This window comes from Staphylococcus sp. EZ-P03 (genome assembly GCF_003344575.1).
Classification (GTDB): Bacteria; Bacillota; Bacilli; order Staphylococcales; family Staphylococcaceae; genus Staphylococcus; species Staphylococcus simulans_B.
The window spans coordinates 59855-77725 of sequence record NZ_QPMO01000022.1 but is presented as its reverse complement, the minus strand read 5'-3'; the positions used below and the strand labels follow the sequence as shown (position 1 = coordinate 77725).

The window sequence follows — 17871 nt, the reverse complement described above, 5'->3', positions numbered from 1 at the left end:
TACAGAAAGGAAGTTCTATACGGGAAGACTTACAGACAAAGTTATGATTATTACAGGCGGTGCTCAAGGTATGGGAGAAGTACATGCCAAGAAAGCAATAGCAGAAGGTGCTAAAGTTGTGATTACAGATATCAATGAGGAAAAAGGACAAAAAACATCAGAAGCTTTAGGGGAACAAGCCCTGTTTATCAAACATGATGTCACAAAACAAGAAGACTGGGAACGTGTTGTTGATCAGGTATTAAAACAGTGGGATAAAATCGATGTTTTAGTGAATAACGCAGGTATTACTTATAATCAATCTATTGAAGAACTCTCATTAGAAGACTATATGAAAATTGTGAATATCAACCAAGTTTCAGTATTTCTAGGTATTAAAACCGTGTCTCGTGTTATGAAGCAGCAAGAAAATGGTGCTATTATTAATATTTCTTCTATGAACGGACTAGTCGGCGGTGCAATCGGCTATACGGACACTAAATTTGCGGTCAGAGGTATGACAAAAGCGGCCGCAAGCGCTTTGTCACCATTTAATATTCGAGTTAATTCCGTTCACCCTGGTGTCATTCAAACGCCAATGTTAGAACAAGAAGATGTAAAAGAAGCCGTACAGCGTTTTGAGAAATCTATTCCTATGCGCCGTATTGCACAACCTGAAGAAGTTTCTAACCTTGTTTGTTTCTTAGCTTCTGATGAAGCATCTTATTCTACAGGTTCAGAATTTGTGATTGATGGCGGTATCACAGCGTTGTAATAAAGGTTCTATTTAAAACTAAAACACTAGTACAAATATGGTTACACAATCAGTTTAAGAATATCTTTATCGTTTAAATAAGACAAAACGGATGGACTCTTTTATTACTAAGTCCATCCGTTTATATTTATTAGACACCTGAATAACTTGAGAAACCACCATCTACAGGAACAACCACTCCAGTAACAAAGCCACTTTGAGTGTCATCTATCAGCCAATATAAAGTTCCTAATAAATCTTCTGGATTACCAAATCTTCCCATAGGCGTCTGAGATAATATTTTATTTGCTCTTTCTGAATAACTGCCATCTTGGTTTCTCAATAACTGTTTATTTTGATTAGTTTCAAAAAAACCTGGTGCAATTGCATTAACCCTGATATGACCAGCAAAGTAAGTTGCTAACCATTGAGTGAAATTATTAATAGACGCTTTTGCCCCACTGTATGCTGGTATTTTAGTAAGTGGCGTGAATGCATTCATTGATGAGATATTAATAATTGTTCCAAGTTCAGAACCAATGATGTCTTCCCCAAATACTTGTGACGGCAAGAAACTCCCTAAATAATTAAGGTTGAATACTTGTTCCACACCTTTTTCATCCAAGTCAAAAAAGTTTTTCTTGCTTTGCTTATCGTAAAATTCATCTTCAGTAGTTGCAGTAGGACTATTTCCACCTGCGACATTTAATAATACATCAACTTTGCCAAATTTATTATTAAAAATCTCTTTAGCATTAATTAATGATTTTTTATCTAGTACATCGCCTTTTAAAACTATTGTTTGCTTTTTATCAGAATCTATTTCTGATTGCAATCTTTCGATTTTAGTTTCATCTCTACCTAGCAAGCCAATCTTAGCACCTTTCTTTGCTAATCCTTTTGCAAAAGTAGATCCAATAACTCCAGTAGCACCAGTTATAACAATATTTAAATTAGAAAAAGCTTTAGTCAATTGACTCAACCCCTTCAATTAATCCGTTAATATATGTTGCTCCTAAAGCTCTGTCGTACAGTCCATAACCAGCTTTACCAGTTTCTCCCCAAATCATTCGACCATGATCAGGACGGATTGTACCTTTAAAGTTAATCTTTTTAAGAGATTTGACAATCTCTTTCATATCAATTGAGCCATTTTTTGTTAAATGCCCTGTTTCAATAAATGATTTTTCTCCAACTCGCTTAACGTTTCTCATATGAACAAAATGGATGTAATCGCCAAATTGTTCAATCATTTTAGGTAAATTGTTTTCTGCTGTTGAACCTAAAGATCCTGTACAAAAGCAAATGCCATTATGTGAGTTGTCATTAATTTCAATTAATTTCTTATAACTTTTTTCGTTTTTTATAATTCTAGGAATACCAAAGATTTCCCATGGTGGATCATCCGGGTGTATAGCTAAATCAATATCTTCTTCAATAGCTGTTGGTAATACAGCATCTAAGAAGTATTTCAAGTTCTCCCAAAGCTCATCTTCAGACATGCTTCTATATGTTTCAACTAAATGTGATAACTCTTCTCTGCTATAACTTTCGTCCCATCCCGGTAATGACATTTGTGTAGTAATTGGATCTATGTCTTTAACTTTTTCATGGTCGTAAATCAATGTATTTGAGCCATCGTCTAACTGATAGTCTAATTGTGATCTAGTCCAATCAAAGACTGGCATAAAATTATACGTTACAGTTTTAATGCCATTTTTTGCTAAATTTCTTAACGATTGTTTATAATTATCAATGTGTTCATCACGTTTATTTGTCCCTAATTTAATCTCTTCACTAACCGGCAAACTTTCAACAACTTCAAATTTAAGCCCCTTATTCTCAATAGCCTTTTTTAGTTCTTTTATCTTTTCATCTGACCAAACTTCTCCCACAGGTATGTCATAAATTGCAGTAACAATTTGTCTCATATCTGGTATTTGTTTAATATTTTCCAAAGTCACTGGATCAGACTCACCATACCATCTAAATGATAATTCCATGAAAATCCTCCTCTTTATTTATGAATTTTTCAATTTTATCGATTTAAACCGCCTGCATATTGTGTTAAATTCGATATTTTTTTCTCTGATATCAAAAGTGCATCACCTTGCGTAGTATGTTGTATCGCTGAACATTTTGTAGCATATTCAATTAAATCTTGAGTGTCCCAATTATTAATGATTCCATGTAATACTCCGGCTAAAAATGCATCACCAGCTCCAATTCTATTTAATGTGTAGTATTTATAACTATTACTCATTACAGGTTTAGAGCCTTTCTTCATTATCAATCCTTGTAGAGTTTCATTTTCAACACTTCTATTACTTGATGCCACTATAGGTATGTTGTATTTTTCTTGAATAGTTTCAGCGCATTTCTTTATGCTGTCTTCATGACTATTAACTTTTAGTAAATCTGTTGCATCTTTTCTTCCAAACATTAGTACATCGATGTACGGTAAAACTTTCTCAATTATTGACACAGCTTCATCAACTGTCCATAACGATTCTCTATAGTTAATGTCAAATGCTATTTTGATACCTTTATCTTTTAATGCTTTCAAATATTCTACAATATTAGCTCTAGCAGTTTTATTTACTGCTAAAGTAATGCCTGTAAATATAAAGTAATCTCCTTCAGTTATAGTAATAGTGTCTAACTTTTGAAAACCAGAATTTGAGAAACTGCTATTCCTTCTATCATATACAATAGATCCGCTTCTATTTTCAAATCCTTCTTCAAGATAGTATATCCCCATTCTATTAAAGTCATTTTCTACATATTCTGTATCTACACCACGTGATTTCATCGTTTTTAATGCTAAACTTCCTACTTCATTATTAGGTATAGCAGTTAACATCTTAGTACTATGCCCCCAATAACTTAACGATGATAATGTATTTAGTTCAGCACCTCCCACATAACAACTAAAGCTATTTGTTTCTTCTAGCAGGCTATGATTAGGAGGTGTAAACCTTAGAAGAACTTCTCCATACCCCCAAATAGTCATTGCTTACTCTCCTTTATTTAAATTATTTATATATTCAACCAAACCTTTTTCTCCTTCTTTGTAAAAGACTTTTGTAATCTCACTACCAATACCAACAGCAAAGCTTCCGTTATCTAACCATTCTTTATAATTAGCTAAACCAATCCCTCCAGTAGGTATCATTTCAAGATTTGGTAATGGCCCTTTAAAATCTTTAATTGATTTTGCAGTGAATTGACTTGCTGGGAATAGTTTCAATACTTTACATCCTGCTTTGGTTGCTTCCAACATCTCTGTCACTGTCATACAACCTGGAATATAAGGGATATCATATAAGTTAGATATCTCTGCAGTTTCCTTATCAAAATATGGACTTACAATAAAACTTGCCCCATTTAGAATAGCTAACCTAGCTGTTTCACTATCTAAAACGGTTCCTGCACCTATTAATGAATTATCCTTTTCGCTCAATTGTTTAATAATCTCTAATGCATTAGGTGTTGTCATTGTAACTTCAATTGTATTCATTTCATGCTCTAGCAAAATTTGTGATATAACTAAAAAATCTCTTTCATTATCAGTTCTCATCACTGCAACAAATTTATTTCTTTGTATATCATTTAGGATGTTACTTGATTTCATAATTATATCTCCTCCATTATCATCTCAATAAATAACCGCCATCTACGGGCAGATTAACTCCGGTAACATAATCTGATGCATTGCTAGCTAGGAAGATTAGAGGGCCCACTAAATCTTTAGGTTCTCCCCATTGTCCGCCAGGAATGTGGCCTTCAATTTCCGGTCCTCTAACTGGATCATTCTTTAAAACTCTAGTCATGTCTGTTTCAATATATCCTGGTGACAAAGTGTTTACTTGAATATTGTATTCTGCTAATGCCTCAGCATATGCTTTTGTAAGACCTGCAATGCCATGCTTACTAGCTGTATATGGAAAAATTCTTTTGCCTGCAGTGAAAGATTGCATTGAGCCAATATTTATAATTTTTCCTTGTTTTCTTTTTGACATTTCATATGCAACAGCTTTTGATAAGTGATATACAGCATTTAAGTTCAGTTGAATAATTTCATCCCAATCTTTATCATTAAATTCAAAAATTGGATTTCTTCTTTGCATTCCAGCATTGTTAACCAATATATCTATTTTCCCAAATCTACTAATCGCTTCATTCACTATAGTTATGGCAGCATTTGGTGTAGTTATATCAATTTGAAATAATTCCAAAAATTCATTGTTTTTTTCAAATTCTTCTCGCAGTTCATCCCAACCATTTTGAGTTGAACTAACTACAAAGACTTTGGCACCAAAACTAGCAAGCGCAATGGTGTAAAATTTACCTAATCCTTTATTACCACCCGTCACAATTGCCACTTTATCATTTAAATCAAAAAGATTATTATTTAAGTTCTCTACCAAATAAAGCACCTCAAATTTCTATTAATACTTTACATGATTTTTTTGCATCTCTTGCTGTTTCAAAAGCTTCTTCATAATCATCAATACTATATACATGACTGATAGCCTCATTAAAGATATTGTTTTGATTTAATAATTGAATAGCTTCATCAATTTCATCATTAAATCTATAACTTCCTTTAAATATAATTTGCTTTGTATTCATATCCGATAAGTTCAGTCCTACATTATCGTTCGGTAACATGCCGACTTGAATGACAGTTCCACCTATCTTAGCTGCTTTCATACTTGCATTTACTGCCGCTGGCGCACCAGAGCATTCTAAAATAACATCAAAGTGATCTTTTTCAACGCTATTTTTCGTTACATTTACAGTTTGAATACCATTTAAATTATTAATTCTTGCTAAAGGCTCATCTAAAACATCTGTAATAACAACTTCTTTGGCGTCTAAAGTAGTTGCAGCAATCGCTGCTAAATATCCAATTGGTCCAGCTCCCGAAACTAAAACTCTTTTGTTTTTCACTCCGCCAGCTAAATTAATTGCATGGATACCAACACTTAGCGGCTCAGCTAAAGCTGCTAATTTTGTATCTAACCCTTGTGGCAAAACTCTAATTTGTGATTTATCAACAAACATTTTTTCTACCATCGCACCTTGTTTATGAGGATAGTATCGAGCTGATCCTAAATAAGCACCCTCCGGCCAAACTTCAGGGTTATCAGGTTGATCTTCTAATCTCTTACCGTAGGTTGCTGGATGAACTGTCACGGGAGTCCCTTTTTTAACTAGTTTATTATCAATTGTTATATCCTCTAGTAATTTTCCTCCTAGTTCATGTCCAGGTGTCAATGGCTCTTTGATAACAGCTATGCCCGATGCACCTTCAGCTAAATAGTGAATATCCGATCCGCAAATTCCCACATATTCTGGTTGAATCAATACTTTTCCGCTAATGTCTCCCACTTTTATATCATTAATATTCTTTAATTCCATGTTTTCTTTACCATTAATAAATATTGCTTTCACAATAGCATCTCCTTTAAACTATCAAATTAAGTATTAAAATAAATACTAGTCCAAATACAGATATAGCCGTTTCTAAAAGCGACCAAGTTAAGAACGTTTCTTTTACCGTTAAACCGAAATATTCTTTAAAAATCCAGAATCCAGTATCATTAACATGCGAGAATATGATACTCCCTGCACCAATAGCTAAAGTTACCAAGGCAAGGTTAGTATCTGAAGCTTGTAATAATGGCAATACAATTCCAGTAGTGGAAATTGCCGCCACGGTAGCTGAACCCTGTGCAATTCTCAATAAAGCTGATACTAGCCAAGCAAGGATGATTGGCGACATCACAGTACCTGTAAACATGTGTTCAATAGTTTTACCAACACCGCCATCGATTAAAATTTCTTTAAACGCACCGCCAGCTCCTAAAATAAGGATCATCATTCCAATTGGAATAATAGCTTCTGCAGCACTATCCATTATTTCGTTCATATTTCGATTTCTTGCAATCCCCATTGTGTACATAGCAAAAACTAATGAAATTAGCATCGCTACTGGAGCATTACCAATGAAATAAACAACACTTTCGAAGTGATTTGTAGCTTCTTCTTGATGACCTGTAATCATTTGTACGATTGTAGCAAACAACATTAGAATCACTGGTAATAAAGCAGTGAATACACTAATAGAAAACTTAGGCATCTCTTTATTCATTGATTTATCAGCTACAATATTCGACATATCAATTTCTTTTTCAAATGCAGTAGGTGCTATTTTAGGTAAAAATTTAATGAAAAACCCACCAACTATTACCACTACTGGCACTGCAATTATGATTCCATACATTAAAACTTGACCTAGATTTGCATTCAATTCATTGGCAATAACTACTGGTCCAGGATGAGGTGGTAAGAACCCATGTGTTACTGACAAAGCAATTGCCATTGGTATACCAATCTTCATATGTGAAATTCCAAGTCGTTTAGAGATTGTAAACGCAAGTGGAATTAATAAAACTAAGCCAACCTCGAAGAAAAGTGCAATCCCGATAATAAATGAGGCAACTATCATAGCCCACTTTATGTACTTCTCTCCAAATTTATCAATTAATGTATCTGCAATTCGGTTAGCACCGCCGCCATCGGCAATTAGCTTCCCAAGCATTGCACCTAACCCAAATATAATTGCCACACTCCCTAAAGTATGGCCCATCCCTTTTTCAACTGTTCCGATAATTTTGTTTAAGTCCATTCCTAAGAATACACCTGTAGCTATTGATGTTATTATTAAAGATATAAAAGCATTGATCTTAAATTTAATAATTAATATAAGCAACACGATTATTCCCAAACAAACACTTATTATCGGCCATATTTCACCTAACATATAACATCCCCCTTATCGATAGTTCCACAATGTGGTATAGTGTTTTATATAGTGGAATTACAAACTATTATATATTAAATGTAAGCGTTGTCAATGGGAAGGAGTATAAAAATGTCAAAAGTTCAATCAATTGATAGAGCATTAAATCTCTTAGAAATCATAGGTCAGAGTGGGCCTTTATCATTAATGGAGCTTGTTGAAAAGAGTCAATTAACAAAATCTACTGTTCATAGATTGGTCAATTCCTTAATAGACAATAACTTCGTTAAAAAAGATAATCTTACAAATCAATACGCATTAACTTATAAGTTATTTCAATTAGGTAATAACAGTGTAAAAAATATCGATTATTTAAATATCGCTAAAAGTCTAATTAGCCGACTGTCAATTGAAACTAATGAAACTTGTCACTTAGTTATAGAGGATAATCACGAAGTATTATATATAGAAAAGTTCATACCTAGTAACAGCACAAACTATATGGCATCGAAAATTGGTCAGAGAGCTCCTATGTACTGCACTGCTGTTGGAAAATCTATTTTATCAACATACAGTAATGATGAAATTGAAGATATTTGGAATCAGAGCAAAATCTATAAATATACTGAAAATACAATTGATAACTTAAATGATTTACTTCTAGAAATAAACCAAATAAGAAGTTTAGGTTATGCTGAAGATAAAGAAGAAAATGAAATTGGTATACGTTGTATAGGTAGCTATTTTGTTAATCATCGAGGTGAAGTCCAAGGTGCAATAAGCCTCTCTTTTCCTAAAGAGAACATTGAAAACAAGGACTTTTATGTACAATCATTGAAATCAATAACTAACAGTATTTCTAAACACCTCGGTGCATAAAGTCATGCTATACATTGAGTAATGTTCTCAAATTATAAAGGCCGCAGGTTTTATGAAAAATTCCTGCGACCTTTTTATACTGATTAACCTGTAAAAACTGCTGGCTAATGCTTTAATGATCAAATAACACGTGATTTAATATATCAATAGTTGCTTCCATTTTGTCATCATTAATATTAGCAAAGCCAATAATTATTACTTTCGCTTTATGATTCGATATATCTTCAACCATGAATCTTCTTAAAGTGTATAATTCCAAACTATTTTGAGATGCTCTTTCTTCTACTTCTGCATAAGTATAGTTCGACTTTACTTCAATAACGAAGTGCAAACCCGCTTTAATATCCTTGATAGTAACAGGTTGTTTCAATTTTTGTTTGATTAGCCTGACCATCTTTTTTCTTTTAAATTCATAAGTATGACTCATCTTTTTAATATATTTTTCATATTCACCTTCATCAATAAACTTTGAAAGCGTTAAAGCATTCAAAGTACTGATATCTGATACTGCATCATCATATATATGATTAAATTTTTCTAATAATACCGGAGGTAAAATCATATAGCTGATTCTCATACCTGGTAATAGTGTTTTTGAGAAAGTTCCTAAGTATATAACACGATTGTTTTTATCTAAGCTGAATAAAGAAGGTATGTTGTCTGTGCCATATTTATATTCAGAATCATAGTCGTCCTCTATGATGTAATTTTGATGTTGAGTGGCCCAGTTCAATAATTCTATTCTTCTTGATATAGGCATGATTACTCCTAATGGAAATTGGTGCGATGGTGTGGTAAGCATTATCTCAGGATTTTTATTCTGAATCATTTTAACAGATACACCTTTATTATTGATTGATATACCAACTGTTTTAATATTCTGCCCCTCAATCAAACGTCTCATACGAGAATATCCTGGGTTCTCCACCCCTACTGTCAATTTTCGATCAAAGATTTTCAATAATAAAAGCATCAAGGCATTCGTACCTGATCCCAATATAATTTGTTCTGGGTTGCAAGAAATCCCTCTTTTAAAAGAAATGATTTTCGCTAACGAATTTCTCAATTGAATCGGACCTTTAATATATGGCACTTCAGATAAAATTGAAGACTGTTCTCTAAAAATTTTCTTCTGCATTTTAATCCATATATCAATTGGAAACTCACTAAGGTTTGTCGACATATGTGACAGTGTATAATTAAATTGCTTTTTAGAATTGTCATTTGTTTCTAGATTTTCAGTTACTTGCTGGTATGCTTGATCAATAATCAACTCATTTAATGACTCTATAAAATATCCCTTTCGTTCTAGAGTGTAGATATATCCTTCTGCAATCAACTGCTCATAAGCACTTTTAACACTATTAATACTCACATTTAATTCTTTAGCTAACTTTCTCTTTGATGGCAGCTTTTCATGGCTTTCAAATTTATGGTTCAAAATATCATTTTTAATCTGTGTGTATATCTTTCTATAGATATAATCACTACCGTTTTTCATATTTTCCACCCCATCTGGTACCATTGATTTTCTATTTCTGGTTCTTTTAATTATACCAATGTTTAAAGTATGATACATGTAATAAGTAAATGGAGGGGATATTATGAATCTTAAAAGTAATAAATCACAAGACGTTTCAAGTAATAAACACTATCAATCACTCAGAGAACAATATGTCTCTAGGGGAGTGGGTAACGGCAATTTAAACGTTGCAAAGTATGCAAAAGGGGCAACAATTGTTGATGTGGAAGATAATACTTTTATTGATTTTGCAGGGGCAATCGGTACTATGAATGTTGGGCATAGTCACCCCAAAATTGTTAACCATATCAAAGAAAAAGTGGAAGATTTTATTCACCCTGGTTTCAACGTCATTATGTACAAAAGTTATATTAAATTAGCTGAAAAGCTGGCTCAGTTAACACCTGGTAATTTTGATAAAAAAGTTATTTTACTTAATTCAGGTGCTGAAGCTGTAGAAAACGCTGTAAAAATTGCCAGAAAGTATACTGGACGTACAGGAGTAGTTTCATTTGTCCGAGGATTTCATGGACGAACTAATTTAACAATGGCTATGACAAGCAAAGTTAGACCTTATAAACTAGGCTTTGGCCCATTTGCTTCTGAAGTATATCAAGCACCATACCCTAATTTATCTGAAAAGCCTGACAAATTAACAGATGAAGAATATGATGAATATATTATCGATCAACTGAATGATTTCTTTGTTTCAAGTGTTGATCCTGAAACTGTCGCATGTATTGTTATGGAGCCTATCCAAGGTGAAGGCGGTTTCGTAATCCCAAGCAAAAAGTTTGTGCAAGCTGTAAGAGAAATTTGTAATCAACACGGCATTGTTTTTGTTGCTGATGAAATTCAAACTGGATTTGCGCGTACTGGAAAGACATTTGCAATTGAACATTTTGATGTAGAACCAGATTTGATTACTGTATCAAAATCTTTAGCTGCCGGCTTTCCATTAAGCGGCGTAGTAGGACGTTCTGAAATGCTTGATAGTACAAATCCCGGAGAACTTGGCGGAACTTATGCAGGTAATCCAATTGCTTGTGAAGCCGCATTAAAAGTTATCGAAATTATTGAAGAAGAAAAATTAAATGAAAAATCAGAACTTGTAGGTGCTAAAATTCAAAAACACTTAGAATCAATAGCGCAACAAGTCAACTTTGTAGGCAGCATTAGACGATTAGGTGCTATGGTAGCTATGGAAATCGTAGACCCTGATACAAATGCACCTGACAAAGAAACAACTGCAAAAATTATAAAACAAGCAAACGAAAATGGGTTACTTTTACTTTCAGCAGGTCTGAAAGGTAATGTTATTCGTTTCTTAGCACCGTTAGTAATCACAGATGAAGAATTAACAAAAGGCCTAAATATATTAGAAGAAGTGTGTAATAACGTGAAAAAATAGAGATAAAAATGGGGTATGTTTATGAAATCACATTTTAATAAATCGATGAACATTATGGATGTCCTATTCTTAGCTATTGGCGCTATGCTCGGTTGGGGATGGGTAGTGCTATCAGGTGAATGGATATCTACTGCTGGATTTTTAGGAAGTGTATTCGCCTTTATAATCGGCGGACTCTTTGTAATATTTATTGGTTTGACTTACGCTGAACTAGCTTCAGCCTTCCCTGAAACCGGCGGCGGATTTGTATTTGTTAAAAAAGCTTTCAAACCAGGTTTAGCATTTATTTCTGGTTGGTCTGTTCTGTTTGGCTATGTTTCGGTAATTACTTTTGAAGCTGTTGCATTACCTACAGTCATAGACTATGTTATACCGTTTAAGCACTCTGGTTTCTTATGGAATATTCAGGGATGGGATGTCTATATAACTTGGGTGCTTATCGGATCTGTCGGCAGCGTGATTTTAACTTCTCTTAATTACTTTGGTATTAAACCGGCGGCTGTAATGCAGACAGTGTTTACAGTTTTCATAGTAGCTGTAGGATTATTACTTGTGTTTGGTGCAGGTATTAACGGCAATTTCACTAATCTAAAACCGCTGTTCGTAGATGGTATGGGCGGTACAATGTCTATATTAATTATGATTCCGTTTTTATTTGTCGGTTTTGATGTTATTCCGCAAATTGCCGAGGAAGTTAAAGCACCTTCTAAGAAAATAGGTAAAATATTAATTATCTCAATTGTTGCATCAGTATTTTTCTATTTACTCATTGTATTTGGAGTTGCAACTGGCTTAACTCCAGGTCAACTAAAAACAAGTGAACTGGCAACAGCAGATGCCATGGTAAACTTATTCGGTAAAGAAGGCTTTGGTGTACTTCTCGTACTTGGTGGTGTTGCTGGAATTATAACAAGTTGGAATGCTTTTATTATAGGAGGCAGCCGTATCTTATATGCAATGGCTAAAAATGGGATGATACCTAAGTGGTTTGCTTATATACATCCTAAATATAAAACACCTACTCACGGTATCATCTTTTTAGGTGTACTTGCTTTTGTTTCTCCATTATTAGGAAGACCTGCACTTGTATGGATCGTTGATGCTGGCGGTATTGGTGTCGTTATAGGCTACTTGCTTGTTGCCCTATCATTCATCAAATTGAGAAAAGTTGCACCAGATTTAGAAAGACCATATAGAATTAAAAACGGTAAAATTGTAGGAATTATTGCAGTTATTTTAAGTATATTATTTATTATTATCTACTTGCCTGGAATGCCATCTTCACTTATTTGGCCAGCAGAATGGCTGATTGTATTTGGATGGTACCTCATTGCTGCAGTCCTATACTATATTCAAAAACGAAAAAATGAGGTGGTTACTAATGACAAAATTAGAAGTTATGAACCCAGCAACGAATGATGTTGTTCAAACTCTAGATTACACTGATGAAAAATCCATAAAAAATAGTATCGAATCGGCACATAAAGCTTTTAACACATGGAAGTGCGTAGATGCACATGAGCGCTCTGCTAAATTGAAAGCCTGGTCTGCTTTAATTAATGAGCATAAAGATGAATTAGCAGCATTAATTACAAAAGAAGGCGGTAAACCTTATAAAGAATCATTAGGTGAAGTCGATTATGCACGCTCCTATGTAGATTGGTATGCAGAAGAAGCAAAACGTCTATATGGAAGAACGATCCCAGCAAACAGCAGCTCTAAAAATATAATCGTCGAAAAGTTTCCTGTAGGTGTAGTCGCTGCAATTACACCATGGAATTTCCCAGCTGCAATGATTACACGTAAAATAGCCCCTGCACTTGCAGCAGGCTGCACTATTGTTTGTAAACCAGCTGTACAGACACCATTAACAACAATTCGCTTAATAGAATTGGCATATGAGGCAGGTATACCAGAGGGTGCTGTTCAGTATGTAATTGCTAGTGGTAAAGTTGCAGGAAAAGTGTTTAGTGATAGTCCTCTAATACAAAAGTTGACCTTCACAGGTTCCACAAATGTGGGTAAACAACTCATCGAACAAGCAGCCTCCACTGTTAAAAATGTGACGATGGAATTAGGAGGTCTTGCACCATTAATTGTCCATAAAGATGCTGATATTGATTATGCTGTAGATCAAACTATGGCAACAAAATTCAGAAATGCAGGACAAACATGTATTTGTGCAAACCGTGTATATGTACATGAAGCCATTGCAGAAGAATATACAGAAAAGTTAATTCAAAAAGTAGATAATTTAAAAGTAGGAAATGGTATTGAAAAAGATGTCGATATCGGCCCTCTTATCAATAAAAAAGGCGTTGAAAAAGTTATTGATCAATTAGAAGATGCTGAATTAAAAGGCGGAAAGCTTTCACGTTCTTTAGACGATATCACATCAATAGGCGGCAACTTCTTAAAACCCGCTGTCATTGATAATGCAAATGCTGAGATGAAAGTTATGCATGAAGAAACATTTGGTCCAATCATACCTGTTATGACTTATTCTAAAATAGAAGACGCAGTAAAATATGCAAATGATACTGAATTTGGTTTAGCCGCATATTTCTTTACTAATGATTATCGTACAGGCTTTTACTTGTATAACTCACTAGATTATGGAGTTATCGGTTGGAATGATGGTGCACCTTCAGCTGCCCATGCTCCTTTCGGAGGCATGAAAGAAAGTGGATATGACCGTGAAGGCGGTATAGAAGGTATAGAACCTTATTTAGAAACTAAATATTTATCAATCGGTAACATGTAATTATATTTTAGCTATAGGCAAACAATATTGGTATTAGTATTGTTTGTCTATTTTCTTTGTTTACTCGTCTTTAAATTCAACAACTTCAACATTAATTTACTGTATTAGCCATCTTTCTTTCCAAAAATTAATCAGAATGAAGACAAAAACAGGATATACACCCTTAACATGCATACCCCGTCTCAATGATTCTATTACTACATAACTCGTTATTAAATTTGAACTTCATGCTGCACAGATTCTTCTGGCAATGTTTGGTTACTGCCGCCGCTGCCATAGTTATTCGGTACTTGATCCCCAGGCAGTACCAATAAATAGATAATGTAGATAGAGATCGCAATTGCCGCAATAAAGCCTAGCACACCTAAAATGAATAATATGCTTAATGCTGCGCCGCTGCTGTCGTTGGCTGCTAAAATCGCGCCGAAGAAGAAAATAAACATTGCAACCATCACAATAATACCGCTGACATATGAAATAATCGCAAATAACATAGAACGGTTGGTATCATGCAAGCGTCTTACCATTACTGTAAATGATGGAATCATAATCGCAAGACCGAAGATAGAACTTAATATTCCGCCTGAAAGTGCCCCTAAGATAGATGAAATGACCATGTTGATCCAAAACGGATGCCAATAGTCTGGACGATGAGAACGTCCTTTTACATCGACAAAACGTGTCCAAAATTCTTTATAACTTTTAATGATTTGATTTTCAGATTGGTTCATAACGCGCTCCTCTCCCATTACTTTAGTAACATTATACACAGATAGCGTTAAGCAACTCAAATTAATTTTTAGTAAATTATTTGTTAATTCTCATGTAGTTTACATCTGAATTTAAGTATTTTACGCAATCAAAAAGAGCCTGGTTTGACCCAGACTCCTTTGATATCAACCTTATTCCATAACATCACTTTTCTCAGCTTTTTCTGCTACTTTTCTCATCACAGGATCAATCATCGGTTTAAAGATAATACCGATTAACAAGAAGCCGATACCGAATAAGGATAAGAATATAATTTTCTTCGTTAAGATTTCAGGTACATAACCTCCGACCGCTTCCCTCATCGCATCAATCGCATACGAGAACGGCATAAACGGATGTATCATTTGGAAGAACTCCGGCGTGACTTCAATCGGGAATGTACCTCCGCCGCCTGCAATCTGCAGGACTAACATAATAATCGCAATGGCTTTCCCTGGGTTGCCGAGTAATGACACCAAGGTGTACACAATCGATACGAACACGAGTGAAGAAAGGACTGAAAGTCCGATAAACCATCCAACGTGTTCCACTTGTGCTTTCAAGATAATCAAGTCCCCGATAGACACAATCAAGGATTGGATTATACCGATAAGGTAGAACAGTCCCATCTTGCCAATATATGTCTCTCTCGTTGTGAGCTGCTGCGTCATGGCAGTGTGCTTGTTATCTGTCGTAAGCAAGCTCACCATCAGCAATGCGCCTACCCAAATCGCAAGTGCTGTATAGAATGGTGTACTTGCAGAACCATAGTCTTTAACAGGGAAAATATCTTTCTCTTTAATATTAATCGGGTTGGCGATGACATCTGCTTGTTTCTTCAAGTCATTTTTCAGTAAATCCACCATTTTATCTACTGCGTCATCATCTTCAATTTCATTAAAGAGTTTATTTGCTTTTGCGATATCCTTCTCGATATCCGGCAAATCATGACGAATAAACTCTGCTAAGTTATGCAAGTCTTCTTTAGCTTGCGGCTGATTCTCATTCAGCAAGTCCACTAAACGATCATAACGGCTAAACAATGTCGGTACATTTTGATTCACCGTTGCAGTTGTATCTGCCAGCTGCTGTTCCAACTCAGGCAAGTCGTTTCTGATAAATGATGCTGCGCGTTCTACACCTTGCTTGAACTCTGGATAGTAGTGCTGTGCAACTGCCATCGCATCCATATAACGTTGTTCAAGTCCCGGCAATGCACTCTGAATCGTGTCGATTCTATCGCCGGCAATATTTAAGATAGATTGTCCTTCATCAATGACTTGATGAATCGTATTCAGTTTAGACTGTACTGCAGATAGTTTTGTTTCGCCTTCATTCAACACTGACATAATGTTATTAGAGACATTGATGAGACGTTGATTCAAATCAGAACGGATATAATTTCTCAAGTCGCTTAATGCACTATCCACACGCGGCAATTCTTTTAATAAATCCACCGCTTCGATTTTACCTGAACTGCCGTTCGCTAATGCATCTCTTAATTGGTTTTGTTTCTTAATCAAGTGATTGACTCTGTTGTTTGCGGCTTCTAACGCTTGTATCTCTTGAGATAAATCCACATGTTCTCTTTCTTCTAACTCTGAAAGAATATCAATCAGCTGCTGGTTAGTCTTGCTTGTCACTTCAAGACGTTCTGTCATATTGTCTAAAGGTCCTTTAAAGTCTTTAGGCTGATCAGAAGCTAAAATACCATACGTGATATTTTCCATCGCATTGAGATCTTTTTGACTGCTTTCTGCTTGCTGCTCTGCCTGTTTGGATAATGATAACAATGCAGTTGAGAGAGACGATTCCATTGCACTGACATCATTTTGATTGAATGTATCGTTGCTGGAATTATCGTTCGTACTCATTTGAGCAGTTTGATAATTTCTTGATGCAGACGTGCTTTGCGGTGCTGTATCAGCACGTTCTTGCAAGTTTTGATTTACATTTTGGTTCACGTCTTGTGCATTATCCAGCACTTCTTGATAACTGCCGACACGTTGCTCTACAGCTGATAAGTAACCTTGCGCTTCATTGAGACCTTGTTTGCCTGTCTCAACCCCTTCGCTCGCAATATCCACACCGCGGTTAATGCGCGGGAAGGCTTGCGGTACGTCATTCGATGCAATATTTAAAGCGCGTTCTATATTCGGCAGGTATTCATTCAGTGCGAGAATCAGTTTTGCTTTCTCATTCAATGCCGGTACTGCCGCATTCACTCGATTTAATTTATCAACCGCATCCAAGACATCGCCTTTATAGTTGTCTAAACCTCTGAACTTATCAGCGTAGGCATCAAGCTGATCTTGGTTTTGATCCAAGTATAAGATTTTCTTTGCGAACTCATTGATTTTCGGTATAGAATCATTAGCTGTTCCGACTGCTTTTTTAATCTTGTTAATCGTAGGTATTTCTTTTTCTAGTTTGATACCTAAGCGGTTGGCTTCGTCTAATAAAGCTTTGGTGACGGTCTCATTAAACTTCTCATTCGCCTTTTGGACAATTGCACTGGTACCTGCATCAGTCATTTTAGGCGCGATCGCGTTCAGTTTTTGGTTCACTTTATATTCTACATCTGCTTGTTGAGGGTCTTTTCTCAATGTTCCTGTAATTTGATGGGTGAACTTATCAGGTATGTACATCGCGGCGTAATATTTACCCATCCTCAAGTCATGGTCAGCTTTCTTCCGGCTGACAAATTCCCAGTCAAAATGATCATCTTTCTTTAAGGTATCGACAATGGTGTCGCCTACGTTAATCTGTTTGCCTTTGACTTTATCTCCTTTATCCTCATTAACCACAGCAATTTTTATATTTTTTGTGTTTCCGTACGGATCCCAAGTCGCATCCAAGTTAAACCATGCATAAAAAGACGGCAGTATGGCGATACCGCCTAAAATCACCAGCACACCTGGGTTTTTAATGATTTTCTTTAAATCCATCAGAAACAGCTGGATTGCATTCTTCATTTATACACCTCTAAAATTGTATCTAT

Annotated in this window: 14 protein-coding genes and 1 pseudogene; 5 read left to right on the top strand and 10 right to left on the bottom strand. The window is 35.2% G+C overall.

Annotated features, from left to right (window positions below; all coding sequences use genetic code 11):
* Positions 1-25: 25 nt before the first annotated feature.
* Positions 26-754 (top strand): annotated as a pseudogene (locus DVJ99_RS10660) (glucose 1-dehydrogenase); the annotation flags it as partial.
* 130 nt (positions 755-884) lie between these two features.
* On the opposite strand, the gene DVJ99_RS10655 reads toward DVJ99_RS10660, so the two are convergent.
* The 7 genes from DVJ99_RS10655 to DVJ99_RS10625 are packed head-to-tail and all read right to left on the bottom strand — an operon-like array spanning position 885 to position 7565.
* Positions 885-1706: an SDR family oxidoreductase gene (locus tag DVJ99_RS10655; RefSeq protein WP_114604180.1), complete on the bottom strand. Its 822-nt coding sequence runs from the start codon at positions 1704-1706 to the stop codon at positions 885-887.
* Positions 1699-2736: a mannonate dehydratase gene (uxuA, locus tag DVJ99_RS10650; protein WP_114604179.1), complete on the bottom strand. Its 1038-nt coding sequence runs from the start codon at positions 2734-2736 to the stop codon at positions 1699-1701. The genes DVJ99_RS10655 and uxuA overlap by 8 nt, the downstream gene beginning before the upstream one ends.
* A 35-nt stretch (positions 2737-2771) precedes the next feature.
* Complete coding sequence (locus DVJ99_RS10645) at positions 2772-3746, bottom strand: sugar kinase (RefSeq protein ID WP_114604178.1); 975 nt, start codon at positions 3744-3746, stop codon at positions 2772-2774.
* Between the two features lie 3 nt (positions 3747-3749).
* Complete coding sequence (eda, locus tag DVJ99_RS10640) at positions 3750-4367, bottom strand: bifunctional 4-hydroxy-2-oxoglutarate aldolase/2-dehydro-3-deoxy-phosphogluconate aldolase (RefSeq protein ID WP_114604177.1); 618 nt, start codon at positions 4365-4367, stop codon at positions 3750-3752.
* Positions 4368-4386: 19 nt separating this feature from the next.
* Complete coding sequence (locus DVJ99_RS10635; protein ID WP_346426307.1) at positions 4387-5172, bottom strand: SDR family NAD(P)-dependent oxidoreductase; 786 nt, start codon at positions 5170-5172, stop codon at positions 4387-4389.
* Position 5173: 1 nt separating this feature from the next.
* Complete coding sequence (locus DVJ99_RS10630) at positions 5174-6193, bottom strand: zinc-binding dehydrogenase (RefSeq protein ID WP_114604175.1); 1020 nt, start codon at positions 6191-6193, stop codon at positions 5174-5176.
* A gap of 13 nt (positions 6194-6206) precedes the next feature.
* Positions 6207-7565 carry a gluconate:H+ symporter gene (locus DVJ99_RS10625; protein WP_114604174.1) on the bottom strand — a complete coding sequence of 453 codons (1359 nt, stop codon included), beginning with the start codon at positions 7563-7565 and terminating at the stop codon, positions 6207-6209.
* 111 nt (positions 7566-7676) lie between these two features.
* Between DVJ99_RS10625 and DVJ99_RS10620 the strand changes: the two genes are divergently transcribed.
* Positions 7677-8423, top strand: a complete 747-nt coding sequence (locus DVJ99_RS10620) for an IclR family transcriptional regulator (RefSeq protein ID WP_114604173.1) — start codon at positions 7677-7679, stop codon at positions 8421-8423.
* Positions 8424-8535: 112 nt separating this feature from the next.
* Here the strand turns inward: DVJ99_RS10620 and gabR are convergent, their stop codons facing one another.
* Positions 8536-9924 carry a MocR-like transcriptional regulator GabR gene (gene gabR, locus DVJ99_RS10615; protein WP_114604172.1) on the bottom strand — a complete coding sequence of 463 codons (1389 nt, stop codon included), beginning with the start codon at positions 9922-9924 and terminating at the stop codon, positions 8536-8538.
* A 103-nt stretch (positions 9925-10027) separates the two neighbouring features.
* Here gabR and gabT point away from each other — a divergent pair, with 103 nt between their 5' ends.
* Genes gabT through DVJ99_RS10600 form a run of 3 tightly spaced genes read left to right on the top strand, consistent with a single transcriptional unit; the run spans position 10028 to position 14120 of the window.
* Entirely contained in the window at positions 10028-11356 is a 1329-nt protein-coding gene (gabT, locus tag DVJ99_RS10610) for a 4-aminobutyrate--2-oxoglutarate transaminase (RefSeq protein WP_114604171.1), read from the top strand.
* Positions 11357-11377: 21 nt separating this feature from the next.
* Positions 11378-12775, top strand: coding sequence for an APC family permease (locus DVJ99_RS10605; RefSeq protein ID WP_114604170.1), 1398 nt, complete (start codon positions 11378-11380; stop codon positions 12773-12775).
* Complete coding sequence (locus tag DVJ99_RS10600; protein WP_114604169.1) at positions 12738-14120, top strand: NAD-dependent succinate-semialdehyde dehydrogenase; 1383 nt, start codon at positions 12738-12740, stop codon at positions 14118-14120. The genes DVJ99_RS10605 and DVJ99_RS10600 overlap by 38 nt, the downstream gene beginning before the upstream one ends.
* Positions 14121-14332: 212 nt before the next feature.
* Here DVJ99_RS10600 and DVJ99_RS10595 read toward each other — a convergent pair whose 3' ends face one another.
* Positions 14333-14851 carry a DUF805 domain-containing protein gene (locus tag DVJ99_RS10595; protein WP_114604168.1) on the bottom strand — a complete coding sequence of 173 codons (519 nt, stop codon included), beginning with the start codon at positions 14849-14851 and terminating at the stop codon, positions 14333-14335.
* A gap of 171 nt (positions 14852-15022) precedes the next feature.
* Complete coding sequence (locus DVJ99_RS10590; protein ID WP_114604167.1) at positions 15023-17845, bottom strand: YhgE/Pip domain-containing protein; 2823 nt, start codon at positions 17843-17845, stop codon at positions 15023-15025.
* Positions 17846-17871: the final 26 nt, after the last annotated feature.

Excerpts from the sequence above, each read along its gene's own strand:
- gabR (WP_114604172.1), bottom strand. The coding sequence starts at position 9,924 with ATGAAAAACGGTAGTGATTATATCTATAGAAAGATATACACACAGATT.
- uxuA (WP_114604179.1), bottom strand. The coding sequence starts at position 2,736 with ATGGAATTATCATTTAGATGGTATGGTGAGTCTGATCCAGTGACTTTG.
- gabT (WP_114604171.1), top strand. The coding sequence starts at position 10,028 with ATGAATCTTAAAAGTAATAAATCACAAGACGTTTCAAGTAATAAACAC.
- DVJ99_RS10605 (WP_114604170.1), top strand. The coding sequence starts at position 11,378 with ATGAAATCACATTTTAATAAATCGATGAACATTATGGATGTCCTATTC.
- DVJ99_RS10600 (WP_114604169.1), top strand. The coding sequence starts at position 12,738 with ATGACAAAATTAGAAGTTATGAACCCAGCAACGAATGATGTTGTTCAA.
- DVJ99_RS10595 (WP_114604168.1), bottom strand. The coding sequence starts at position 14,851 with ATGAACCAATCTGAAAATCAAATCATTAAAAGTTATAAAGAATTTTGG.
- DVJ99_RS10625 (WP_114604174.1), bottom strand. The coding sequence starts at position 7,565 with ATGTTAGGTGAAATATGGCCGATAATAAGTGTTTGTTTGGGAATAATC.
- eda (WP_114604177.1), bottom strand. The coding sequence starts at position 4,367 with ATGAAATCAAGTAACATCCTAAATGATATACAAAGAAATAAATTTGTT.
- DVJ99_RS10590 (WP_114604167.1), bottom strand. The coding sequence starts at position 17,845 with ATGAAGAATGCAATCCAGCTGTTTCTGATGGATTTAAAGAAAATCATT.
- DVJ99_RS10645 (WP_114604178.1), bottom strand. The coding sequence starts at position 3,746 with ATGACTATTTGGGGGTATGGAGAAGTTCTTCTAAGGTTTACACCTCCT.
- DVJ99_RS10620 (WP_114604173.1), top strand. The coding sequence starts at position 7,677 with ATGTCAAAAGTTCAATCAATTGATAGAGCATTAAATCTCTTAGAAATC.